The 26,370-nt window shown below is 42.6% G+C and carries 19 protein-coding genes; all 19 read right to left on the bottom strand.

Translation table 11 applies throughout. The features are described 5' to 3' along the window. Positions 1-36: 36 nt before the first annotated feature. The 19 genes from mraY to HMPREF9455_RS21930 all read right to left on the bottom strand — a co-directional run bounded on the left by mraY (position 37) and on the right by HMPREF9455_RS21930 (position 26,344). On the bottom strand, positions 37-1,299 hold the full coding sequence (gene mraY, locus HMPREF9455_RS07545) for a phospho-N-acetylmuramoyl-pentapeptide-transferase (protein ID WP_006799047.1): 1,263 nt from the start codon (positions 1,297-1,299) through the stop codon (positions 37-39). Positions 1,300-1,317: 18 nt separating this feature from the next. Further along, entirely contained in the window at positions 1,318-2,769 is a 1,452-nt protein-coding gene (locus HMPREF9455_RS07550) for a UDP-N-acetylmuramoyl-L-alanyl-D-glutamate--2,6-diaminopimelate ligase (protein ID WP_006799048.1), read from the bottom strand. A gap of 103 nt (positions 2,770-2,872) precedes the next feature. Then, positions 2,873-5,080 carry a penicillin-binding protein gene (locus tag HMPREF9455_RS07555; RefSeq protein ID WP_006799049.1) on the bottom strand — a complete coding sequence of 736 codons (2,208 nt, stop codon included), beginning with the start codon at positions 5,078-5,080 and terminating at the stop codon, positions 2,873-2,875. A 24-nt stretch (positions 5,081-5,104) separates the two neighbouring features. Further along, a complete protein-coding gene (locus HMPREF9455_RS07560) occupies positions 5,105-5,431 on the bottom strand; it encodes an FtsL-like putative cell division protein (RefSeq protein ID WP_006799050.1) in 327 nt (108 codons plus the stop codon). Between the two features lie 34 nt (positions 5,432-5,465). Further along, positions 5,466-6,377 (bottom strand): 16S rRNA (cytosine(1402)-N(4))-methyltransferase RsmH, encoded by a 912-nt coding sequence (rsmH, locus tag HMPREF9455_RS07565; protein ID WP_044215703.1) that lies wholly within the window; start codon positions 6,375-6,377, stop codon positions 5,466-5,468. Between the two features lie 2 nt (positions 6,378-6,379). Further along, positions 6,380-6,841, bottom strand: coding sequence for a division/cell wall cluster transcriptional repressor MraZ (locus HMPREF9455_RS07570; protein ID WP_006799052.1), 462 nt, complete (start codon positions 6,839-6,841; stop codon positions 6,380-6,382). Between the two features lie 487 nt (positions 6,842-7,328). After that, a complete protein-coding gene (locus tag HMPREF9455_RS07575) occupies positions 7,329-9,098 on the bottom strand; it encodes an alpha-L-rhamnosidase-related protein (RefSeq protein ID WP_006799053.1) in 1,770 nt (589 codons plus the stop codon). A gap of 148 nt (positions 9,099-9,246) precedes the next feature. Then, positions 9,247-10,149, bottom strand: a complete 903-nt coding sequence (locus tag HMPREF9455_RS07580; protein ID WP_006799054.1) for an AraC family transcriptional regulator — start codon at positions 10,147-10,149, stop codon at positions 9,247-9,249. 87 nt (positions 10,150-10,236) lie between these two features. Further along, positions 10,237-10,935: a ribose 5-phosphate isomerase A gene (rpiA, locus tag HMPREF9455_RS07585; protein WP_006799055.1), complete on the bottom strand. Its 699-nt coding sequence runs from the start codon at positions 10,933-10,935 to the stop codon at positions 10,237-10,239. A 21-nt stretch (positions 10,936-10,956) separates the two neighbouring features. Then, positions 10,957-11,727 (bottom strand): 3'-5' exonuclease, encoded by a 771-nt coding sequence (locus HMPREF9455_RS07590; RefSeq protein ID WP_006799056.1) that lies wholly within the window; start codon positions 11,725-11,727, stop codon positions 10,957-10,959. A gap of 89 nt (positions 11,728-11,816) precedes the next feature. After that, complete coding sequence (dnaN, locus tag HMPREF9455_RS07595; RefSeq protein WP_006799057.1) at positions 11,817-12,941, bottom strand: DNA polymerase III subunit beta; 1,125 nt, start codon at positions 12,939-12,941, stop codon at positions 11,817-11,819. Between the two features lie 175 nt (positions 12,942-13,116). Continuing rightward, entirely contained in the window at positions 13,117-13,932 is an 816-nt protein-coding gene (locus HMPREF9455_RS07600) for an SDR family oxidoreductase (protein WP_006799058.1), read from the bottom strand. Continuing rightward, positions 13,916-15,136 carry a mannonate dehydratase gene (uxuA, locus tag HMPREF9455_RS07605; protein WP_006799059.1) on the bottom strand — a complete coding sequence of 407 codons (1,221 nt, stop codon included), beginning with the start codon at positions 15,134-15,136 and terminating at the stop codon, positions 13,916-13,918. Before uxuA ends, HMPREF9455_RS07600 begins: the two co-directional genes overlap by 17 nt. Before the next feature lie 71 nt (positions 15,137-15,207). Then, positions 15,208-17,256, bottom strand: coding sequence for an alpha-glucuronidase (locus HMPREF9455_RS07610; RefSeq protein WP_006799060.1), 2,049 nt, complete (start codon positions 17,254-17,256; stop codon positions 15,208-15,210). A 307-nt stretch (positions 17,257-17,563) separates the two neighbouring features. After that, a complete protein-coding gene (locus tag HMPREF9455_RS07615) occupies positions 17,564-18,532 on the bottom strand; it encodes a glycoside hydrolase family 43 protein (RefSeq protein ID WP_006799061.1) in 969 nt (322 codons plus the stop codon). Between the two features lie 41 nt (positions 18,533-18,573). After that, entirely contained in the window at positions 18,574-19,725 is a 1,152-nt protein-coding gene (locus tag HMPREF9455_RS07620) for an endo-1,4-beta-xylanase (RefSeq protein ID WP_006799062.1), read from the bottom strand. 34 nt (positions 19,726-19,759) lie between these two features. Beyond that, positions 19,760-21,169, bottom strand: coding sequence for an MFS transporter (locus HMPREF9455_RS07625; RefSeq protein WP_006799063.1), 1,410 nt, complete (start codon positions 21,167-21,169; stop codon positions 19,760-19,762). Positions 21,170-21,198: 29 nt separating this feature from the next. Then, positions 21,199-23,895 carry a glycoside hydrolase family 11 protein gene (locus HMPREF9455_RS07630; RefSeq protein ID WP_006799064.1) on the bottom strand — a complete coding sequence of 899 codons (2,697 nt, stop codon included), beginning with the start codon at positions 23,893-23,895 and terminating at the stop codon, positions 21,199-21,201. Positions 23,896-23,908: 13 nt separating this feature from the next. After that, positions 23,909-26,344: a glycosyl hydrolase 115 family protein gene (locus HMPREF9455_RS21930; RefSeq protein WP_052303072.1), complete on the bottom strand. Its 2,436-nt coding sequence runs from the start codon at positions 26,342-26,344 to the stop codon at positions 23,909-23,911. Positions 26,345-26,370 lie beyond the last annotated feature (26 nt).

The following is a 26,370-nucleotide window of genomic DNA, read 5'->3' on the forward strand; positions in this document are numbered from 1 at the left end:
CTTGAAATTTTTAAATCTGAAATCTTGAAATTATTTTTATCTCATTTTCAACGTTGCTAATGTAAGTACAGCCAGGATAATTCCTATAATCCAGAAACGTACTACAATTTTCGATTCCGGCACAGCTCCTATCGGTTTTTGGAATAAAGCCTGTATACCAGAATTTCCCGCTTTCTGGAAATGATGATGCAGAGGCGTCATTTTAAATACACGGCGTCCTTCACCGTATTTTTTCTTGGTCAGTTTAAAATAAAACACCTGTATCATTACCGAAAGGCTCTCTACCATAAAAATACCGCATAATATAGGCAGCAATAATTCTTTATGGATAACCACAGCGAAAACCCCTATTATACCTCCCAGCGTTAAACTGCCCGTATCTCCCATAAATACCTGTGCGGGAAATGCATTGTACCATAAGAAACCAACTGTAGCCCCGATGAATGCCGAGGCAAATATCACGAGCTCCTGACTACCCGGAATAAACATTATATTCAGATAGGAGGCAAACTCAATGTGCCCGGATACATATGCCAGTATCCCTAACGTAACCCCTATTATTGCCGAGCTGCCGGCCGCAAGCCCGTCGAGCCCATCGGTCAGATTGGCACCGTTCGATACAGCTGTTACAATGAATATAACAATGGTAACAAACAGTATCCAGGCAGCCGGTTCTGCATAGTCTCCCATGAAAGAGACAAGGTCTTCATAGTCTAGGTTGTTATTCTTCATGAAAGGGATGGTAGTCTGTGTCGACTTTGCTCCTTCGGCAGTATAACTGACCCGTTCTATGACATTATCCTGATTGCGGAATTCTATATTTTCACGGATAATAACGTCGGGACTCAGGTAAAGCGTCATACCCACAATTAGTCCGAGACCTATCTGAGCTATTATCTTAAACTTACCATGCAGTCCTTCCTTATCCTTTTTGAACACTTTGATATAATCGTCCAAAAAGCCGAGCACTCCCAGCCAGACGGTTGTAATAAGCATCAGGATGATATATATATTATCTAAACGGGCTAAAAGCAAAACGGGTACAAGTATGGAGATGATAATGATAATACCTCCCATTGTAGGCGTTCCTTTTTTACTCAATTGCCCTTCCAGTCCAAGATTGCGGACTATCTCCCCGATTTGTAGTTTTTGCAGTTTGTCGATGATACGGCGTCCTATGATAGTGGATATCAATAATGATAATACCAGTGCCATGGCTGCACGGAACGAGACATACCTGAACATCCCCGCACCCGGGAAATCTAACTGGTCTAAATAGTCGAATAGATAATATAACATTTGCTCCTTCTGATTTTTTTATTCTCCAAAAATATTTCTTACTACTTCCCTGTCATCGAAGTGATGTTTCACGCCTTTTACATCCTGATAATCTTCATGGCCTTTTCCTGCTATAAGGATTACGTCGCCCTCTTTGGCCAATGTACAAGCTGTTTTTATAGCTTGCTCACGCTCTACGATCAATAGCGTTTTCTTCATTTGCTGGCTGTTCAGCCCGTCAGCCATATCGTTGATAATGGCCTGTGGTTCTTCGAATCGCGGATTGTCGGATGTAAGTATTACTTGATCGCTCAGGCGCACAGCCTCACGTGCCATAATCGGACGTTTGGTCTTATCTCTGTTGCCTCCACAGCCGACTACAGTAATTACACGCCCGTTACCTTCCAGTACTTCATGGATGGCTTCCAGCACATTCGTTAAAGCATCCGGTGTATGTGCATAATCAACAATAGCGGTATAATTCTCAGGAGAGCGTAATGTCTCGAAACGTCCCGATACCGGTTTTAATGTACTCAGGATGAGCAACGCCTCATCCGGATCCTGCCCCAGCAGAACGGCTGTTCCATACACAGCTAATAAATTATAAACATTGAACACACCGACAAACTGCACCTGCAATTCCTTATTATTGAATTCGACAGCTGTGCCGTCGAAGTGCTTCTCTATAATCTTAGCTTTAAAATCGGCCAAAGTTTTTACCGAATAAGTATATTTCTTCGCTTTTGTATTCTGAAGCATTACCGCTCCGTTCTTGTCATCGGCGTTGGTAAGGGCAAAAGCAGTTTCGGGTAAATTGTCGAAAAACATCTTTTTTGCTTTCAGGTACTCAGCCATCGTTTTGTGATAATCAAGATGATCCTGTGTGATATTGGTAAAAATGCCTCCGTCGAATTTTAATCCGCTGATGCGCTTCTGATGTATAGCATGTGAACTTACTTCCATAAAAGCATATTCGCAGCCAGCATCTACCATCTTTGCCAGCATCTCATTCAGCGACAATGGATCAGGCGTAGTATGTGTGGCATGATATACCGTGCCATCAATATAGTTAGCTACTGTGGACAGTAATCCTACTTTATTCCCGAACTTACGGAACATCTCATATAGCAATGTGGCAGTGGTGGTTTTGCCATTCGTTCCGGTAACTCCCACCAGTTTCAGTTTAGCAGAAGGGTCTCCATACCAGAGGGTAGCTATTTTGCCTGCCGCGTCAGCGCTGTCTTTTACCTTTATATATGTAATTCCCTCTCTCGAAGTATCTACTTTCTCCTGATGGATTACAACTTTAGCTCCTAAGTCGAGGGCGTTGTTTATATATTGGTGCCCGTCTACCTGTACTCCTTTGAGGGCGATAAAGGCAGAACCGGCGATTGCTTTACGTGAGTCGGTCTGAATACCAGTTATTTCAAGGTTTTCATTTCCTTTTATTTCAACTATATCTATGCCTTTTAATAAATCCTTTAATTTCATATCTGTATTCTTTATCTAGTTAAAGAGAGTATTAATAATATTACCAATCAGTTTAACGATCTATTGCTTACGAACTTAATCAAGTAATAAATAGGTCTGCACTTTAATTTAATTCTATTGTAATGCCACCGCCTTTTACTATCCGGTTTCCGGCAGGGATAGATTGCCTCTTCACTTTTCCCTCTCCTGTCAGATTGACTCTAAGCCCGGCATTTTCCAATAGATAGACAGCATCTCGTGCCCCCATACCTATAACGTTAGGAACAAGGCCTTGTTTTACGGAAGCATTATCTTCCAGTATAATTCCACCTGACAGTGAGTCACTCTTCGTCTTTATCCAGTCGATATTACTACCTGAAAATGTATAATTCTGGTCTAGCTTTTTCAGCACAAACTCTGTATTCTTTAGTAAGCCACCTTTAACTACAGGAATCAAGGAGTTCACAGTATCTTTCGGTGCAGGCAGAGGCGTAGATACCAAATGCTTAGTATAAATGCCTTCGGCTATAGCCTTGAACACCGTTCCGGCCATAAGCCCTCCCGATGGAGAACCCTGTGGTCTGCGTATACCTACAAAACATGTATATTTTGGATCTTCTGCAGGAAAATATCCACAAAACGAAACATAGTAACCTTCGTATCCTCCCCGTGATGCAATCATTGCCGTACCTGTCTTACCTGCCGACTGGAAAAGTGGAGAACCGGCTGCTTTTCCCAGACCGTCAGACACTACCCCTCTGAGCATTTCACGTACCTGCACTAACGTTTTCTCGGAGCATAATGCCGGATTGATAACTTCTGTCTCGAACTCTTCCTTCACTTTGCCGTCTTTCATAAAGGCTTTGGTAAGGAAAGGTTTTATCATCTTCCCATTATTGGCTATACCATTGTAAAACATCAGCATGTAGATAGGCGGAATCTGAGTCTCATAACCGAACGACATCCATGCCAGAGTTGTTTTTGACCATGGATTTGCCTTATCATCAGGCATGCGGACTATGGATGTACCTTCTATACCTTTGAGAGGTACGTCCCATTCTATTTTCTTGGTAATACCTAAGTCACGGATATGTTGCGCATATTTCTGAGGATTATTCTCATATCCCTTCAAAATCATTTTAGTCATAACAACATTCGAAGAAATATACATACCTTCGGTAATAGTCATAAACTCTTTGCGTCCGCCTGTACGCCAATAGTGGTCGCGTACAACCCGGCCTTTATATTCGAAAAGCCCATTGCCGACACGCACGGAGTCATTTGGTGTAACTACCCCGTCCTCGAGGGCTACCATCACCGATACGGTCTTGAATGTGGAACCCGGTTCGGACATCCACGAGAATGCATTCGGGTTTCCTTCGGCGTATACCCCTTCCGATACTCTGTCGAGATTGGTTATCGCTTTTATTTCGCCGGTAGCTACTTCCATTACAATGGCGACGCCTGATTCAGCTTTTGTTTCAGCCAGTTTGCCGTAAAGGGCTTTTTCGGCCATATCCTGAATGTCTACATTCAGTGTAGTCTTTATATCCCAGCCATCGGTAGGTTCTTCCAATACTACATCTATCCAACGGCCCTGTACACGTTCGCGTGTTTTCAACCCGGGCACACCTTTAAGTATCGAATCATATTTCAGCTCCAGTCCACTCGCTCCCCCGTCTTCAAAATCTTTAAATATAGAGCCTACAGTTCGTCCTGCCAATCGACCGAAAGGTTTTAGGCGCATGGTCTTTTCTTCGGTGAAAAGTCCGCTCCTGTTGCTGCGCTGATTGAAGAATGGGAATGTTTTCAGCTCTTTCAGGTCTACATAGTTTATATCGGGACGGATAATTCTTACATAACGGCTTCTTACCTTTATTTTCTTATTGGAACCGCTTTTTCGGTTGCGCTCCAGTTCATCCAGTTCTTTGCGGCTAAGCGCCCAACCATCTAATATTATCTTTTTGTATTGGGCGGCATTTCTGTCCGGAAATTTTTTCGCTAACTCCTGAGAAAGAGGTGTTGCATATTTCATCAGCGTATCTTTCTTTATACCCTCCGACATGAAGTCGACATATACGCCATATAAAGGTTCGCTAGTTGCAAGCAGACGGCCGTCGTCGGCATATATATTTCCGCGGTTGGGGCGTATCTCCCGGTCTTTTTTTACAGTTTCCTGTTTGCCAAGCTCGCGCCATTCGGGCCCTTCCGCATATTTGATTTTGAAAATGCAGACAATGATTGCTATAAATACGAAAGACATGAAAAAGACAATCCAACCGTAACGGCTGACTGCCACATTCTTCATTGTTCCGTCTGACTTCTTTGCCATATCCTTTTTCCGAGAAAGTCTCTTCTATTTCTTAATTTTATAAATAGGCTCCTTGGTTTGCTGCAAGTCTACTCCGTTCTGCTGGATCAAAGATTCAACTTTCGACTCCCGGCTTACCCCCATCAGCTGCGCCGCAATAGTTAATGATTCGAATTTCGCATCTTTCAGTTCATGTTGCAACGACTCTATCTGAGACCTCTTTTCTATACAACTGTATCTGTTACTTATATATAAGACCAGAATAACAAAAACAGTGATAATGAAACGTGCATTCTTCCAGAAAAAATCCTCAGTAAGGACTGTTCCTCCCAGAATATACATCACTTTCTTTTTTATATCTTTCGCTTTCATTCCTATTACAAGTCCTATGTAATTTATTTACAACTCAAATTTTCTCTGCTATCCTTAGTTTAGCGCTTCTCGAACGCGGATTTCTTTCCTCTTCTTCCCGTGAAGGCACAATTACTTTATTGTTTATCAATTTGAATGGCGTTTCAAAGTTTCCGAAGAAATCTTTTTCCACTTTCCCTTCAAAGTTACCTGTCTTAAAGAAGTTCTTCACAAGCCTGTCTTCTAAAGAATGGTAGGTAATAACTACCAGGCGACCGCCCGGTTTCAATATATCAAGTGCCTGTTCGAGCATTTCTTTCAGAGTTTCCATCTCTTCATTCACCTCTATGCGAAGTGCCTGAAAGGCCTGAGCCAATACTTTCTTTTCTTTTTCACCTCTTCCTACAAAGGAATTCAGTGTATCCAGCAAGTCACTTACTTTCCTGTAAGGCTTTTCTTTGCGGGTCTTTACTATTGCAGATGCAATGCGCCTCGACGGCTTGAGTTCTCCATATAAGTAAAAAATATCAGCCAGTTGTTCTTCTGTGTATGTATTCAGAATCTGTGCTGCCGTTTTTCCGGCTTTCTGATTCATGCGCATATCCAGGTCACTATCTTCGAAGCGGAAAGAAAACCCTCGGTCTTCGGCATCGAAATGATGTGACGACACGCCCAGATCGGCAAGAATAGCGTCTACTTCTTCTACACCGTGATATTTAATAAAGTTCTTCAGAAAGCGGAAATTGCTTCGGATGAACGTGAATTTACTATCCTCCTGTATATTGTTGATAGCGTCTTCATCCTGATCGAAAGCATAAAGATGTCCCTTGTTGCCGAGGTGGGAAAGAATCTCTTTTGAATGTCCGCCACCACCAAAAGTAACGTCGACACAAATGCTGCCGGTACGAATATTCATACCGTCCACACTTTCGTGGAGCAGTGCAGGTATATGGTACATCTCAGTCATGGTTAGCCGTTTTGTGAGTCGTTGTTCATTAATGCCTGTATACGGGAACTGAAATCATCTGCCGGAATAAGCGTTTTCTCCAGCCCTTCTTTTGCCCATATCTCAATCGTATTATCCACTCCCAAGAACCTGACATCGGATACGATACTTACCATCTGGCAATATCGCTTCGATATCAGGATGCGCCCGTTCGTATCTATATCGAGACGTTCGGCATCGACAACAAACTGCCTGAAAAGAGCTTGCTGCTCCCGATCCCATCTGTTTAAGCGCGAACGTAATTTTGCTACCTCTTCTTCCCATACCTCCACCGGATAGAGGACGAGGCAATCCTGAAACAGATCTTTTCTGAGTATCAATGTATTCTGGGCAGAAGATTGAAGAATCTTCCTGAAAGCAGCCGGCACAAAGACTCTCCCCTTCGCGTCGATTTTCGCTTCTATATTGCCCAAAAATTGAATCATTAACACTTTGAATTTTAACAATATACAATATGTGACGTAAAGGTATGAAAATTATACACTTTTCCCCACTTTTCCCCACTTAAAATTGACTAAAAGTTTTTAACAGCCCTGTTCATAAGTTTTCAACATGTATATTGAATTGATAATGTTTGACTTATAATACTTTATCAACAGGTTATAAACATGTTGTAAACAGTTCTTTTTCAGTGATTTTATAAATAGTAATTAATTATATATTTAGATTAAATGCACTATCCTTTTATGCTATGTGTAAACACAAATAGTCTATATCCCTTTTTGGATAGCCTAAAAGGAATACAAGCCCAGTAGATATAAGTTAAAAATAAAGTTGTTGTTAAGAATAATGATGTGCTTGATGAAGCGGAACGTTTTAAGTAGCGAGGGCAGAAATAAAATTTATTTTGGTTATGCCGAGTCACGAAAAACGCCTAATATAATTGAACTATTTTGTATAGCAGGATTTGTTTTACTTCACCACAACTACTCCTTCAGGAGCCTTGATTTCCGATTTTATTTTTCCATCGGCTTGTTTTGTATGTTTTATCTCGATAATCCCGTATGGAGTAGGGGAAGTGCCTTCTACCCAGTCCAAATCTCCCAGATTAGGGGTTATCCGTACCTTTTTGCACCCTGCCTCTAAAGGTTTTACTCCCAGTACATGCCTGCTAAGCCATGTAGTAGGACCCGAAGCCCAGCCATGACAAAAACTATGGCGATATCCTTTATAGCAATATCCTCCATAAGAGGCGTGAACATCTACTTTTCCTTCGGGTACAACCTCGTCAATCCGTGCTGCATTTTTCATCCAATTGATATCGAAATCTTCCCAGAAGGTGGTTGCTCCAAGGTCGATCATAGCACCCCAATATTCACGTATGTTATCTATCGCACCTTTATAATCGCCTGCTTTTGCGCGCGCATCCAGCATATAGTAGCCATAGAAGGTAGACATCCCATGCACTCCGTTTTGTGCTAATACTTCATCATTCGCTTTCTTTGGTGCAATAAGCCCGGATAGGGCTAATAGAGAGGCAGCCTGTTTGGACGAGGTTATATCAGGCACATGTTTTCTTAGTTTCTTCAAAGTTGATTGGCAGAGAGTTTCACTGTCCTTGTCATTCAGTATTCTACTCAATTCTTCACCTGCTTCGAATGTCATTACCATCATAGATTGCAGGCCGGCATGGATAGCCTCGGTATTTTCGCTCGATGGCCAATCGAGAAAACGATTGCCGTCCAGTATCTCTTTTCCGTTTTCGTCTATCTTTTCACTTAATAGTTTAAGTAATCGGGACATATATTCCTGTTGCTCTTTAAGATATTCCAGATCACCCTGATACAGATACCAGTCGCGATGGATTATGATCCACCACATAGAATACGAACTGATACCATTCATCCATGCAGGCAGAGGTGTGATATCCCTTGCCAGATCGAGGCTTTTAGGCACAACATCGTTATATCCGAAAACAGAGTTAATTGTCATTACTTCGGGATGAAGGTCACCCACCCATACCAACCTGTCGCGTTTTATTGCATCCCACAGGTAGTCTTGCATATTGAGATGTACAGTGTAGGCTCCTGTAAGCCATATCTTGTTCAGGTATTCGTCGTTACAACGGAAAGAACCCAGATAGAGGATATCCCTGTATTCAAAGGATGCGCTTATCTCCTTTATTTCCACTTCCGTATCCGTATCTACAACATCTATGCGGACAAAGCGGAAACCCGAATTGCCTACAGTGAGTCGTCCGAGCCAGGGTAGAGTTATTATAAAATCACGCATGGCATGGTCGTTTGTTGCCCCGCCTTCGCCTCCGATATCGCTCATTGTTTCGGCAACCGATTCACCGAAGCGGATACGCACTTTCCCTACCGGATTCTTATTATTTATGGAAGTTATTATTTCCAGACCTCCTTGTATCTCTTTCCCGAAATCGAGGATAATACCTCCTTTATTCGTATTATCTCCGATTAGCTTAAGATAAGTTCCTGCATTCAGGTCGGCTTGTCCCGTTCCTTGTTTTAGGATAGACTGGGCATTTATTACATATTTGCCATTACCACTGTCCGAAGTCCATACTATACGGGTAGGGGTAAGGTATTTTCTGGTTAGGCTTGTCGGCCGGGCTTTTATATCGCGGTAATCCTGAAATGGAAGCGGTAGTTGCTGGGCTAAAAAGTTATCGCTTAATAAGAACAAGATTGTTAATATAAAACAGTGTATTATTCGCATAATATAGATTATTAGTTAATTATCCAGCCAATATTGGGCTAAGATATAGATGATGGATATTCGCAAAGTTAACTTTTCCGTATTCTTTTATAAGTTAAGAAAATGACATACTTATTATACAAAATGACAGAACTTGATAGAGTCTAATTTATGAATTACGTGGGCCTTGCGTAAATTTCCGGTACTCGATAGGTGTCGTGTTATTTTTCTTTTTGAATGCAGTAAAGAAATATTCCTGATTCTCGAAGCCCATCATATAGGCAATCTCTTTTACAGGAATCATTGTGTTCGTAAGCAATTCTTTCGACTTCTGTATTTTTAGTTCCTGGATGTATTGCGAGGGGGCAAAGCCTGTATATTCCTTAAAGATTTTTCGGAAATTGGAATAGCTCATATTTAATTGGTCGGCTATATCCTGAGGTCTTATGTCTTTGAAATTTTCAAGGATAATGATTTTGGCTTTATTGATCTGATTGACCGATTCGGAATTTTCAAAAATGTAGTTCTTATCTAAAGAATATGCCAGCCCGAGCAGATGGTTCACAATTCCGGCAAGCATTTGTTGGAATCCCGATTTTTGCTCAATAGCAATTTGTATCGCTTGTTTATATAGTTGGACAACTTCATTATTGAGTCCCACATTATATATTGGTTTTTCTTTATTGAAGAAACCATTGTTTACACGGCTATCGATATTAATCCCTTTAAAGCCTATCCAGTATTCGTCCCATCCTGTTTGTTTGTCAGGCATATAATTGTGCCATTCGCCCGGAAACAGCAGAAACATATGGCCTTCGTTTATCGGATGTGTTTCTTTCTTCCCTGATGTATTGGATATATAAGAGCCTTTTCCCTTGGTAATATATAAAAGCTGATATTCATCCAAAATGCGTCCTCTATCTGTAGAAAATAAGTATCTGGTAGGGTGATTACCCGGTGGGTAGCTCATATTAGACTCTATACTCTGGTAGCCTACCGAGTTTACAGTCAGCCCCCATAGTAGGTCAGTTTCATTTACTATCAGATATTTTAAATGAATAGAGTCTTTCATTTTTATATGAGTATGTTATTCCGGTATATCAGGCGCAATGTAGCGAAAATATTTTCATAGTAGTTTTATTCAGGCCTTTTTTCAAGGCTATATACTCATTATCTCCACATCATACCCTATGAACAATCCGCTTTCGATAACTCCCGTTATTGACTTAATGTCACGTTCAAAAGAGTTCTTTATTGAGTCGAACCATGCATCGAGGATAAAGTTTCCGTTTTCTGTAATAACAGGCCCGTCTTTTCCTTTTGCCATCCTTAGTGATACATCGCGGGCGCCTAATGCTATAAGTTCTTTTTCTGCATATAAAAGCGAAGTTGGAAATACTTCGACAGGAACCGGGAATTTGGAGCCTAACTGTGCGACAAATTTAGATTCGTCTACAATGATATAAGTTTCGGTACTGTTGCGGATCAGCAGCTTTTCTTTAAACATGGCTCCGCCTCGTCCTTTTATGAGGCTTCGTTGCGGGTCTACTTCATCTGCTCCGTCGAAAGTCCAGTCGGGTTTTTTGTCTAAAAGTGTAGTTTGAGGGATTCTTAACTGGATACAGGTCATCAATATCTCCAATGAAGAAGGGATGACTTGTATATGCAGGTTTTCTTTCTCGATTCTTTCGGTAATGGCAATCAAAGCCAGATAAACGGTGGAGCCTGAGCCAACCCCGATTATTTGTCCGTCTTTCATTTTAGCTGCGATTTCTTTCGCAACCTTTTCTTTCCCTTCTCTATTGATAATGGTATCCGACCATTTCAACGAATCGATGATATTCTTACCCCATTCCATAGCTTTCCATCTTCGCAGAGTTTACCGCTGCATCTCTCTCAGCTTTATTTTGGTCAGCACCTGTTTGGTATTTAGAGGGAAGTCTGCGTCCATCATCCATGCATAGAAACTCGGTTCTTTCTTCAATACTTCAGCCACAGGTTTCCCTTTATGCTTGCCGAAGTTAAAGACTTCTATCCCGTTTTCGTCTTTAATGATGCGTCCTGCCAGGTCAACATTATTGTTGAAGAATGAAAACTCCTCGGCCAGTTTTTCCATATCGTTCACCAAGTCCGGATATTTGTCCAATTGGGCTTTCAGTACTTCGAATGTGGCTAATGTATCGGCTTCTGCCGAGTGTGCGTCGGTAAGCTCCTTGTCACAATAGAACTTGTAAGCAGCTTCAAGGGTACGTTGTTCTTTCTTATGGAAGATAATTTGCACATCTATCATTTTCCGCTTGCTGAAGTCGATATCCACTCCGGCGCGTAAGAACTCTTCTGCTAAAAGCGGAATATCGAAACGGCTCGAGTTGAAACCTGCCAGATCGCAACCCTCCATCTGGTCGGCCAGGGATTTTGCTATCTGCTTGAATGTAGGGCAGTCTTTTACGTCCTCATCCGATATGCCGTGTACAGCCGTTGCTCCCGGAGGTATAGGCATCTCTGGGTTGAGCCTTTTGGTTTTTACTTCCTGCTTTCCGTTAGGGTAGACTTTCAGATACGATATCTCCACTATCCGGTCTTTTACTGTATCGGTACCTGTGGTTTCGAGGTCGAAGAATACAAGCGGGTTTTTGAGGTTTAGTTCCATAAGCTTTCAAGAAAAAACTTTATCATTCCTCATTTTTTAGAATCAGAAGAATGATAAAGTCTATATGTTTTGTATTTAAAATTCTGTCTTTAGTCGTTTAGCATCATTGGCATGAGCAACATTAGCAGGTCTTCATTCTCCTCATTCTCGGTAGGGATGATTAGTCCTGCACGTGAAGGGTCAGACAATTCGAGCGAAATATCTGTAGATGGGATGTTGTTCAGTATCTCGATCAGGAAACTCGATTTGAACCCGATGTTCATAGGAGAACCTGTATACTCGCAAGCGATAGTCTCTTCGGCAGCTGTGGAGAAGTCGATGTCCTGAGCTGTTACTACAATATTTCTGTCAGTCAGCTGAAGTTTGATAAGATTACTTGCCTGATTAGAGAATACTGATACGCGTTTCAGAGCATTCAGGAAAGTCTGCCGGTCGAGTATAACCTTGTTTGTATTGTTCTGCGGAATAACAGAGTTATAGTTCGGGTAGCGTCCTTCTATAAAGCGGCAAGTCATTGTATAGCTCGACATCTTTATATATGCATTATTCTCGTCGAATTTAATCTCTACTGTCTCAGCTTCTTTCGGCAGGATAGCCTTCAGTAAGTTGGCTGGTTTCTTCGGCAGGATGAAAGATGCTCTTTCGGCTCCTTTTGCCGATAATGTTTTGCAGCGAACCAGTTTGTGACCGTCCGATGCTACGAAGGTCAGGTCTTCAGGGGTGATATCGAAGAACACACCGTTCATCACAGGACGAAGTTCATCGTCTGCGCTGGCAAACAATGTGCGGTTGATTCCTGCAAACAGTACCTGCGGCTCGATAGTCAGGCTAACGGCAGTTTCTTTCAGTTCTTTTGGTTGCGGATAATCATCCCCGCTTTGTCCGATAAAATTGTACTTACCGTTGTGGAAGAAAATGAATGTTTCCAGATTGTCATTATTTATCTCAAATGTAAGCGGTTGTTCAGGTAGTTCTTTCAACGGGTCCAACAGGTTCTTCGCATTTACGGCAAACTTTCCGTTACCATCGGCTTCGTTTACTTCGAGGGAAGTAACCAGACGGGTTTCGGCATCGGCTGCAGTAAGTGTAAGTGTAGAACCTTCCAGTTCCAACAAGAAACAATCGAGAATAGGCAACGTGTTTTTTGAGTTGATCACCTTGCTTATCGCTTGCAAGTGACTTAATAAAGCAGTGCTGGAAACAACAAATTTCATATTATCAGTATGTTTTAGATTTTAAATTTCGCATATTATCAATAGAGCAAATGTAGGAATTTTTTCCATTTATAACAATATCTTTTTCTATATAACTGATATTTTATCCCTCAAATAGTTATTCTCTGCAAAAAGAGACAATTGCCAAAACATACTTCTTATTATATAAAACTGTTTACACCCCGCTGAAAGCGCTGAATCCCCCGTCTACAGGCAATATAGCTCCGGTCATGAAACTGGCGGCGTCACTGCACAGAAATTGTACAGCCCCGTTCAGTTCCGTTATATCTCCAAAGCGTTTCATCGGGGTCTTCGCCAATACTTTTTCGCTTCTTTCGGTCAGTGAGCCATCGGGATTGATAAGTACTGCACGGTTTTGATTTCCAATGAAAAAGCCCGGAGCAATAGCATTGACTCTCACCTTATCTCCATATTTCAGAGCCATCTCTGTTGCAAGCCACTGTGTGAAATTACTGATGCCTGTTTTTGCCACAGAGTAGCCCGGTACACGTGTGATGGCAGAATAGGCTGCCATTGATGTGATGTTGATAATATTCCCGCTTTTCTGTTCGGCCATGGCTTCCCCGAATACATAAGAGGGGTAAACTGTCCCATTTAGATTCAGGTTGGTAACCTTCTCCCAGTCGGCTATTTTCATATCGAAGAAAGGTTGTTCGGGGGTCAGGGTAGCACCGGGTATATTTCCTCCGGCAACGTTTATCAGAATGTCGATTCTTCCATACAGGGATAAAATATTTTCCTTGCTTCTTTCGAGTATGGTAAGGTCTAGCACATCCGAAGCTAAAAATACAGCCTCACCTCCGGCGGCTTTTATTTCGTCAGCCAAGGCATTCCCTTTTTCTTCCGAGCGGCCTAAAATGATTATGACAGCTCCTTGCGAAGCCATGTATTTTGCAATACTTGAACCCAGTACGCCATATCCGCCCGTTACGATTGTTATTTTACCTTTAACACTAAAAAGTTCGTTCATATTCCAGCATATATTTATTATCGTTGTCTATACTTTTCTCTATCTCATCCTGTACTGTAGCTATCACTCCGTCCATCTGGGCAAAGGCGTACATGCGTCCATAAAATGAATAGCCGGGATTGTAGCCTTTATCTCTGTCACCGAGCATCAGTCTTCCGTGATCTACACGCATAGGCAGGGCGGGATTTTCTTTTTCGAAGATACGCACTAGTTCTATCAAATGTCCACGGCCTTCAAGATGCGGGGCTTCTATAAAGTCTCCGTTCTGGAAAACATCCGTGCTGCGCAGATGGATAAAACGTGTCCGTGATGCAAACCTGCGGGCTAACTCAGGAACATTGTTATGTATACCAGCACTAAGCGAACCCGCACAGAATGTGAGTCCGTTGTAAGGATTGTCTACTGCATCGAGAATCCATTCAATATCCTCCATATTTGTTACAATACGGGGGAGCCCCAACATTTGGAAAGGAGGGTCGTCAGGATGAATGCACATGTTTATATTGTACTCTTCGCAAACGGGCATCAACTGCGAAAGGAAATACTTCAGGTTTTCTCTCAATGCATTCCTGTCTATGTCTTTATAAAGCGATAGCAGGTTTTTAAATATTGCGACAGGATCTCTGTCTCCTTCTTTGATATTCCCGTTAATGAAACCTTGTGTCTTTACAATTATGGTATCTATCAATTGTTCCTTTTCTGCTTTGGTGATTGTCTTATCCAATGCATATACTTTCTCCATCTCTTCGGCAGAATAGTCTTTTACAGCTCCCTCCCGGTTAAGGATGAAACAGTCGAAGTAAGCAAAGCGTATTTTATCGAAATACAGTGAAGAAGTACCGTCCGCCCATGGGTATTGAAGATCGGTGCGTATCCAGTCGATAACGGGCATGAAATTGTAGCATACCGTATTTACACCTGCTTCTCCCAGATTAGCCAGACTTTCTATATAGTTGGCTATCAATTGGTCGGATTCACTTCCTCCGTACTTTATGGCTTCGCTTACAGGCAGGCTTTCCACTACCGACCAGCGGAGGCCTGCATCCTTAATGTAATTCTTCAGATCGTTTATTGCTTCCAATGGCCATACCTCTCCATTGGGTATATCGTGCAGAGCAGTTACGATACCTTCAACTCCTATCTGTCTGAGCATAGATAGGGTTATCTTATCTTTTTTTCCGAACCACCTCCATGTTTTTTCCATATAATTTGAATTTCAAGATTTTAGTTTACTACTGTTAACTGCTAACTGCTAACTGCTGACTGTTAACTGAACTAATTATGATGTTTCATATCCAGTTTAATCTTCTTCAGGTCTTCCAGTTCGTGTACCGGCCGTTCAATATCGTAAGGTACCGGTCGTTTAGAGAAAGTCTGGAAATAAAGCAGGCAGGCATCTTTCCACCATACAGCATCCCGTGCCTGTATTCTCAGCTTCGATTGTACTTCCCTGAAACGCTGTTCGTCAACAAATGGCTCCATCCTGTCCCATAGCTTCTGATAAGCTCTTACCTGCTGTACACCCGAATCGTATTTATAACAAAGCTCATCCCACAGCGTTTTCCCGTCTTTCATCCTGTAATCCCATGGCACATGATGGAACCATAGCAGGAGATTTTCAGGGCAAAGCGCAATATCATTATAGATATTATTCAATGGCGGGAAGTATTGTGATACGGCATTGCTTCCGCTTGTTGTACGGTCAAAACCTAGTCCTGTACTATCTGCATTATGATAATACCAAGGCATCCAGTCGGGGCGGGCACCGGGTACATCTCCCCATGGTTCGGGCCCATAGTGGTGGCCGAATGCAAATATGTGATGCAGGCCGAGGGGCATCATATAGTCAACGGCAGTTTCCCGTGATGACAGCATCATGTCTTTCACCGGATTCACAAAGTCTTTATTGTCTGAGAAAGTCATTTTTATCCATTCGTCTGCTATCTGCTCTGATGTCAATTGGTGATTCCATGCCAGACGGCCGAAAGCATACCAGTTGGCCTGAGCAAAATGATGTCCGCACCAGTTTGTATCTTCTCCTATATTTGCTACGGCAGATATTGCTGTGACCTTATTCGGACGCAATGTTCCGTCTGTTATCTTTGCAATGGTAGAGCCTTCCCCATCTGAATAGGTATCGCTGTCGAGCGTTTCTTTAAACATTGGCGAAAGATATACCAGATGATTGGAGAATCCGAGGTACTCCTGTGTTATCTGGAACTCAACCATTTCCTGTGTGTCGCGTAATGCTCCGAACAGAGGACTGAACGGTTCGCGTGGCTGAAAATCGACAGGCCCGTTTTTGATCTGTATTATTACATTATCCCGGAATTGTCCGTCCAGTGGTGTAAACTCCGAATATGCCTGTTTTGCTCTATCTTCATTGCTGGGATTGTAGACGAACGCCCGCCACATGACAATACCGCCATAAGGCTTCAGGGCGTCAGCCAGCATGTTCGCTCCGTCGGCGTGTGTGCGGCCGTAATCCTGAGGGCCGGGAAGCCCTTCGGAATTGGCTTTGACGAGGAAACCGCCAAAGTCAGGTATAAGGCTGTAAATTTCTTTCACTTTACTACTCCACCATTTACTTACTTCCGGATTGAGCGGATCGGAATCAGATAAACCGCCGAGTTCTTTTGGAGAAGAGAAATTTACAGCGAGGTACACTTTTACCCCGTAAGGACGGAATACATCGGCTAATGCTTTTACTTTTGCCAGATAAGCACCCGTCAGTATTTCCGGCGTAGCATTCACGTTATTTAAGACAGTGGCGTTAATACCTATCGAAGCATTCGCCCGTGCATAAGCGTCGTATCGTGGCGACAGCGTATTGGGCAGTTCGTCCCACTTCCATAGTGAATACCCTGCATAGCCGCGTTCTATGGTACGATTCAAGTTATCCCAGTGGTTGAGAATGCGCACATCATAAGCAGGTATTTCCTCTAGATTCAGATTTGTCCTGTCTGTTTCCGTGAGTTGCAGACGAAGCAAATGGTAAGCACTGTATAACAGCCCGACATCTTTTTGTGCAGTGATGGTTATTTTGTCATTGTTACCTTTTATCTGATAGCCATCTTTCAGATGTTTCTGTTTTTTATCCAGATTAAATTCAATAGGCTGCCCCTGCCAGGAATTTTCCAATTCCCTTATAGCAATAGTTATTGCCGGACTTTTTTCTTTCGATGTGACTTTTGCCTTGTAGTGAATTGCGCTTTGATAGCGTAACCACAATTGACTGCCATCCTCTGCAAAAAGTAACAAAGGTGACAGGATAATTATAAATGAAAGACTAAAAACTAAAAGTGTGAATTTCGTTCGATTCATATTTTGTAACTCAATTTTTGTTTTTATAGTGATGACCGTGTTTAGTTAAAAAGTAACACAAGTAACGCTTTTTGCTATCTTTCGTAGGGGTGCTTCTTGTAGGTATCCGCCTTTTCCAATACCGCGCAATCACAAGGGATTGCCCCTACAACTTTCAAAAAGGTAACAAAGGTTACACTTATTTGTAATTTTTCATCTGTTACTTTTTCTAATCAATCTTTAAAAGATTGATTTCTTAAATTTTAAATACAAAATATTAAAGAGCTGACTAACGACTAAAAGTTATTAGCCATACTCTATAGATAAATTATCTATCCAGTCCTTCAATAGTTTTAATAGTCCCGTCCGGATTATACTCCAGTTCTACGACTTTCATACTGCGGAGCCATGTCCTGCCGCCCGACGGCGCGGAATCGTGATGGAAAAGATACCATTTACCCTTATATTCCACAATACTATGGTGAGTAGTCCACCCGATCACGGGAGTAAGGATTACCCCTTTGTAAGTGAACGGCCCGTAAGGATTATCACCTATGGCATAGCAAAGGAGATGAGTGTCACCTGTGGAATATGAGAAATAATACTTCCCATTGTACTTATGCATCCATGATGCCTCGAAGAAGCGGCGGTCTGTGTCTCCTTGTGTTATTGGCTGCCCGTTTTCGTCCAGAATAACCACATCGCGGGGTTCTTCCGCAAACTCCAGCATATCATCTCTCAATCGTGCGACCTTCCCGCAAAGAGCCGGTTCGTTATCTGCCGGGAAAGCAGCAGATTCCAACGCCTTATTGTTACGGTATCGTTGAAGCTGCCCTCCCCAGATGCCGCCGAAGTAGATGTAATATTCCCCGTTCTCATCAAATACGCAGGGATCGATACTGTAACTTCCTTTGATCGGGTTTTCCTGAGGGATGAAAGGCCCGTAAGGTTTGTCGCTGATGGCTACTCCCAGACGGAAAATATCATTCTGGTCTTTCAGTGAAAAGTACAGATAGTATTTACTGTCTTTAAATGCGACATCGCTGTCCCACAACTGACGTCCCGACCACGGTATATTTTCTGCTGCCAATACCACGCCATGATCTGTTATAGGCCCGTCCACATCATCGAGAGAGAATACATGGTAATCTTTCATATTGAAGTGGTCGCCATTATCATTTTCGGGAATACCACTTTCCCAGTCATGGGATGGGTATATATAGATTTTACCATCGAATACGTGTGCAGACGGGTCTGCCATATAGTCCTGCGGAAATAAGTATTTTGCTTTTTTCATTTTACTGAAATTTAATGATTTAATGTTTAAGTATTTAATAATTAATTGTTTGGTAAATTTGCCCCATCTGCCATATCTATGATTTCCTTAACCACAGCCTTTGCCTTGTATTGGCGGTCGAATAATAACGGATAATCGGTGCGTCCGCGTATCGGAAAATCGTTTTTCCACGAATCATTGTCTGTAACACCCCATAGGGTAATACGCGCAATCTTATCACTATTATCTAAAAACAGTTTGAAGTAATCACCCATCCGCTCAGTCCAGACTGCAGAAACAGAATCCGGTAAATTTGTTGTATAAGGATTCATTTCCCTGTGATATGCAATTGTATCCGAGATATTAGCTCCCGTGTTTCCCCATGGTGAAGGCAGTGCGCTCATATCCAGTTCGGTGATATGAACTTTTACGCCGGTAGCAGAATAGGCGTCTAAGGCTGTTTTATATTCTTCCAGATTTGGATAATCCATGCCTATATGTCCCTGCATCCCCACACCGTCTATGCGAAGTCCTTTTTCTTTCAGCGAATTTACGAGTTTTACAATCGCATCACGCTTTCCTGCCTGCCACTCGTTGTAATCGTTGTAGTAAAGCTCCGCATCGGGGTCAGCAGCATGGGCAAATTCGAAAGCGAGAGGTATAAAATCCTCACCTATGATTTTATAGAATTTGCTGTCGCGCCACGAGCCGTCATCGAGGATGGCTTCATTTACCACGTCCCAGCCTTTAATATGTCCTTTGTAGCGGCCGACAACAGTTGTTATATGATTTTTCATCCGTTCAGTCAGTACTTCTTTCGAAACGTCTTTTCCTTTATCATCGGTAAAGAACCAAGCTGGAGCCTGTGAATGCCATATCAGTGTATGCCCAATGATAAACATATTATTTTGCTCGCCGAATTCTACAAATTTATCGGCATCCTTAAAGTTGAATTCACCTTCTTTCGGTTGTAAGAACATACTCTTCATACAGTTTTCGGCAACGATGGAATTGAACTGTTCTTCTACCAGCTTTACGGCAGCAGTGTCTGTTCCCCATATCTGATTTATATTCAGGGCGGCGCCGATCAAAAGTTTGTCTTTAAGGGCTTCTTTTAGTGAAGGTTCTTTTACTTTATTCTCTTTCCTGTGTGGCGAACAGCTTACAATAGCGAACGCAATGCAAAGAGAGAGAACGGGTGTCAGTACTTTCATGATTTCTTTTGTTTTTATTTAAACGATATTTTATTTATTTCTTATTTAAATGCTTTTCTTCAATTTCCATATTTATTTTGTCAATCACGTTGTCTTCCAGTTTATATCTTGAAATAATAAACATCGCCAGAATGAGCAGCATCGCAGGTATTACGGCAACCAACCATAAAATGCCCTGTTGAGCAAGAGCAGATTGCGATACGGCGTTATCTTTGTCAAAACCGACGAATCCCAGTAATATATTGGGAATAAAGAGGCCGATAGCCATCCCCAGTTGAAAAACAATTCCGATAATAGCATTTACCGTACCCGAAATACGCCGGCCTGTAGTATATTCTCCGTAAGTGATTACTTCGGGAACCAGCGCCCACATATAACCTGTAGCGACAATGATGCCTGTGGATTTAATAAATTGCGCCACCATTATGATCCAGATTTGCGAGCGAAGCGCGGGAACTATCGATACAACATAGAGCAAAGCCATTCCGAGAACAGCGACAGACAGAAATACATAAAACATTTGTTTTTTACCAATCGCCTTTTTAATGGCAGGGACCAACGGCATAAAGATGAATGCCGGTAGAAAGCCTATTCCCTGGAACCAACCCGTGTAATTAGAAGCCTGTACATTGTATGTCATGTAATAAGCCCCTGCCGCATTGTAGATTGACATCAAGGCAAAAGCCGTAAAAACAAATAAAGCCACAATGCGCAACTGGCTGTTCCTGATAAATTCCATCCATAGATCGGAGATTTTTACTTCCGACGTTTTATCGGCTTCCATTACTATACGTTCTTTGCTTTGGGTGAAACAGAAAATCAATAAAGCCAAACCGATTAAGGCCAGTATAGTCATGGTGATAAACCATGCATGGGCATCGCCCGAGGTATTGTATGTCCGGGTAGGAGAGAGCGATTGCACGATTGTCGGGATACCGAAAGCCACAGTAAATCCGCCCAGGTTGGCAAGCACCATGCGGGTAGAGGTAAGCTTGGTCATTTCATCCCCGTCACGGGTAAGCGAAGCGAACAGTGCTCCGTAAGGCAGACTGACCACCGTGTAGAGCAGGCATAGCCCTATATAAGTGACAAAAGCATACACTGTCGATCCGGGAAAACCGTTCCAAAAACAGAGGACGGCAAATGCCATGAGCGGAACGCCGCCAATAATCAGATAAGAACGGTACTTTCCCCATTTGGGGTTATGCTTATCTACAAATGCGCCCAACGCCATAGACCCGAATATATTTATGACAGGCGGTATAAACACCATTACCGCCACGGTTTCCGGACGTAATCCGACAACAGTGGTATAAAAAATGGAAACATATTGCATCACCGTCTGGAATACCAGATTCTGTGCAAAATCTCCGCTACCGAAACCTATTCGTTGCAGCCACGACAGCTTGTAAAAACCTTTAGTCTCACTTATATTCACGTTCATAATTATTTATTTTATTGATATTGTTAGATTTATTCTGCGAAATCCCTGGCCGTATCCGGCGGCGATACGGATAGTTTTTCATTATTTTCCGGGCCGGTACCTATCGTGGTGTCGCCAACGGTCAGTGTATGCCTGTACACATTGGCTGTACCGCTGCTCTGATAGCCTTCGACACATAGTGCAACCTCATACATTTTCCCCAGTTTCATACCCAGTTTTTCCCAAGCCCTGAAATGTTCGCTGACGGAAATGATGCCTTCGGTCTTCTTATCGGCGCGAACACTCCAGTATTGCTGGAAAGTAGTGTCGCCATTGATTGAGGGTTGTTCTACACGCGTAGTTTCATAGATGTCATACGTGCCGCCGTCTATTTCAACTGTCCCTTTAGATAGTGATCCGGGCGGACGCCAGTTGCCCCAGGCTTCGACAATATAAAACTCCACAAGCGGATCGACCGACCAACCGTAAACGCATAGGTATGAATTGCCGATCGGCTGATAATCGCAACCGTAGTTGAGGGAAATATCGCCGGTTTCATCGTGAGTCTTCGTACAGTCAAATTTTCCCTGCGTTTTTGTGCAATCGAACTTCTTGCCTGTGCGGAACAGGACATTGTTGATATTGTTCCAGTAGCATTCGAATGCACCGTCTTCTTTCAGTATCATACCTACATCGCCTCTGTCGTACCAGAGTTCGTAATCGAACGCATCGTGTATTCCGGCTTTATTATCTGTAATAATGGTGTCAGGAACTGCCGTCACTTTCTTTAAATCTCTATTAAATCCCCCTGTATGGGAAATAATATCTGGTTGTGCTGCTGTAAACGGAGATGCCGGTAACCCTTCTTTATTTCTGAGGTTCGCTCCTTCGGGATTATCCGCCCATGCATATCTTACCGATACGGGATTTTGTATCTGATTGCTCCATACTTTTACCTGATTCTTATTTAAAATAGCGGCTTCCGCCCATACATACTTTTTATCTGCTCCGGCAATAGTAAAGCCATTGATTATGCTGTTGGAATACAAGCCTTCACCTACAGAATCGAATGTGAGGATGATCGTATTTCTTTCGCTCTGCATATTTTTTAACTGAGGTCCTGTACTGACAATGTTCTCACCATAGGCTACCCGCATTGCTTCCAGTGCCAGCCGGCGGGCAACATCTTTTTTGTTTAAAGGATGGATATCGTTCCATTCTCCGCAGCCTAGTGTTACAGCCATGCCTGTATAAGGTAAGAGCAGAGCCTGACGCTGAGCTTCCCTGAGTTCGGCCATTCCACTTTCGGCAGGTTGCTTCCAAGGTTTGTTCAGTTCGGGAAGTTGTGCATATATAAAAGGTAACTGCGGCTCAGCCCTTTGTTCTCTCCAATCATTGATAAGGTCAGGGAATAAAGTTTTGTATTCCTTTGTCCTGCCTGTATTGGATTCTCCCTGATACCACAATATCCCTTTTACTTTATAATTTGTTGCGGGCGCAATCATCCCGTTATACAATCCCATCGGTTTGTACTGGAAAAATGTATTTGGCGGGGAAGGCAGCAATTGAGTACCGATCAGGTATTTCCACTCTCCGGTAAGATCTGTCTGCTTATTACCTATGATTACTTTATAGGGTTTGTCTTCTTTTATACCTCCCCATTCATTTGTTACTATTCTTATTGCAACAGTGTTTTTACCGGCAATTAATGTTCCTCCCGGGATCTGGTATATACGGGGCGGATACTGATAACCTGTTGTTCCCACAAATGTTCCGTTTACAAAGGCGGAATCGGAATCGATGATATATCCCAGTCGCAGGGTAGCTGGTTTTCCTTCATCCTCTTTTACCACCTCAAACTCTTTCCGAAGCCAAATAACTGCGTTTTTCACATCCATGCCTTTATCCTTCCATAATCCCGGCAGATAAAAGTCGTTCCATCCCGATGTATCGATATTCTTTTTGTGCCATTTTCCAATACCTTTGTCTGTCTTTATCATTGCCGAGTACCATTCATTACTTGCCTGTTGTTCCTCTTTTTTTGTTTCTTCAATAAAGCCCGGTGCTGCACATTTTTTTGCTTCGGCTTCAAGGGCAGGATAGTTTTTTAATGTATTGGCACTGATCCAGGCCTCGGCAGGTGATCCGCCGATTGCAGTATTGATAATTCCAACAGGTATTTTATATTTATCATAAAGTTCTTTTGCAAAAAAGTAGGCAACAGCCGAAAAATCGAGGATATTCTCCTGTGTGGCAAATTTCCAGTTCCCTCCCTGATAGTCTGTCTCTTTTCCGCTGAAATTATAATACATCGGCACTCTGAATAGCCGTATCATCGGGTTATTTACCTGCTTTACTTCATCTGCATACAAATCGAGGGTGCGGCGTATTGGCAGTTCCATATTCGATTGACCCGAACAGAGCCATACATCACCTATCAGAACATCTTTTATTGTGATTTCATTGATATTTATTGTGTATGGTCCTCCGGCAGTTTGTGCAGGTAATACAATTCTCCAGTCACCTTTTTTATCGGCTTTTGTCCGGTATGTTTTATCCATGAATTTTATAGTGACAGATTCTTTCGGAGAGGCCCATCCCCACAGTTGCAGGGGAGTATCCCGCTGCAAAATCATCCCGTCGCTTATCAGGCGCGGCAGTTTTATTGCGGATTGGACGGCTGATACCGATACTGCTAATATAAATAGGAATATTGTCCTGTATAATGATGTATTAATAGATCTCATTTTTGTAATATCTTTATTTTAAATCGCTTTGTGGCGCGCCTAAATAGCTCGGTTTCAGACATCCCGTATCCAGCATTATTTTTTGAAAAACGATACCCGGTTCAAGAGGACGGATACGGATCGTGTGAATACCTTCTTTATCAATATTATGGATGGTAGAAGTTTCTATGATCTGTTCGGCCTGCCATTGTCCCAGTTCGCCTTTATAATGTCCGTTTATATTTACTATTTGTTCCTCCCCGCCATTTAAGGAGACTGCATAGCGTAATCCTTTATTGGCATTGAAATTCAATGTCGGGGATGTAAGGACTATCAATCTGGCTTTTCCTTTTGTTTTCAGATCGGCTTTATATTCCAAATAAACGTCTTTACCGGGGTTTTCGGTAACAGGCGTAGTTGTTACACCCGATACGGTTTTTCCTAAATCGGGAATAATAACCCATGACACTTTAGCCCCGTTGTTGGCTGTTGTGTGGTTTTCGGCTTCGATCGATACATAGCCGTCCGCTTCGGCGAATATCTTTTCTTTATGTATCATTGTTTGCATAATGTATTCTACTTTGGGCATCACTCTCTTTTCAGGTTGCTGCCAACTGGTATAACCGATACGTATCTGGTCCATCATATGCGACCATTTTCCTCCGGCTATGTCATTATTATAATGCATTGTGAGTATGGAATCCCTTGCGAAACACTCTTTTGCTTTATCCGCCCAATAGTTTGCCTGTATATCCATTTTAGCAGCATAGTGTCTGTTCCTGGCCACCGCATAGTACATTTCGTACAGATTGGAGCAAGCGTTTACCGGGAACAAAACCAACTGGTCGAAGGCATCCTTATATTCATTTGGCATCAGATAATATAGGCGCATGGCATCCACTACCAGATTACGATAATCGCTTACGACCGTTTCGAATTCGTTGTAATTTTCGAGACTGTATGTATTCTCATTCAGCAGTTCGGGTGTAACCCTGCGGTTATATTTCGTATAAAGATTTATCAGACGGGCAGACTCTTTTGCATATTTTTCCCCGAATTGCCGGGCGCACCATTCTTCGGTATGAAGCAGCAGGTTATCCGCATTAAATCTATCGGGATTCCAGGCCATATCGAGGAAAAAAGAGATGGGATACTCCATCGGTTTCAGGTCGCCGACATTCACCACCCATATTTTATCCACTCCGTATTGGTATGTGAGGTTCATCTGTTCCCAAATGCGTTGTACCTGACTGACATTTATCCATTTGTAATTACGCGGGCCTCCTACATAGTCGAAATGGTAATACATTCCGTATCCTCCTTTACGTGGTTTTGCATTAAGGTCGGGAAGTTTGCGGACATTGCCCCAATTGTCGTCGCAAAGCAGCAATGTAATGTCGTCAGGCACACGCATGCCCTTGTCATAATAATCCTGAACCTCTTTATACAAAGCCCATACCTGAGGGGTCTCCTCTGCCTTTTTACCTGTAACTTCTGATATTATCTTGCGCTGGTCTTTTACGATTTTTTGCAGTAATGCGATATCGCTCTCCTCGCTCATAGGTTCATCTCCATCGCCACGCATACCTACTGTTACTACCGTTTCGTAGTTCTTCATCCGTTCCATTCCTCCTTTCCAGAAGTTCTGCAGGGCCTTCGGGTTCTTACTATAGTTCCAAGCGCCTTCGCCATAACGTTTCCACTCAGAGTGAGCGCGCCCCATCGGCTCGTGGTGCGATGTATTTATCACGATGCCATATTCGTCCGCCAATTGTCCGTTGAGAGGGTCATCATCGAAAAACGCATTTCCCCACATAGCCGGCCAGAGAAAGTTCCCTTTAAGACGTAAAATTAATTCGAACATGTGTTTATACATCTTCGAGTTGACACCTCCGAATTTCTCGATACACCAACTCTGAAATGCGGGCGCTTCGTCATTGATGAAAATACCCCGGTATTTTACAGCCGGTTCGCCGTCGGTATATTTTCCCGGCTTTATATACAAATTTGTCTGGTGTTCGACAGGGACGTCCGCCCACCAATACCAGGGCGATACGCCGATTTGTGCTGAAAGTTCATAAATACCGTAGATTGTTCCCCGCTTATCACTTCCGGCAATAATCAATGCTTTTTGTATATCTCCGGTCGGATTATCGATAGTTTGTATCACATACTTTTCATTTTTTCCTGCCAGTTCGTTCTTATCTATCTTGCCGTCTCTGGCCAACTTGTCGATGATGGCCGATTTTCCTGCCGTTCCGATAATAATCGCCGTTTTGCCGGAAACAGAAGGGAGATTCCCGGAAACTTTCCTGAAGTCATCTTTCAGGTCGCCGACCGCACGGATCACACCCGCATAGTCGTTAATATCGGAAATTACCTGGACAGGCTTGCCGCTTTCGACCAGAGAAAGATATTCTTGCCCGGCAGAGGAAAACACAAATCTTTCCACACCGAAAGGGTTCACAATATCCTTTGCCGGCAATTTTCTGTCAT

It is taken from the genome of Dysgonomonas gadei ATCC BAA-286 (assembly GCF_000213555.1).
Lineage (GTDB): Bacteria > Bacteroidota > Bacteroidia > Bacteroidales > Dysgonomonadaceae > Dysgonomonas > Dysgonomonas gadei.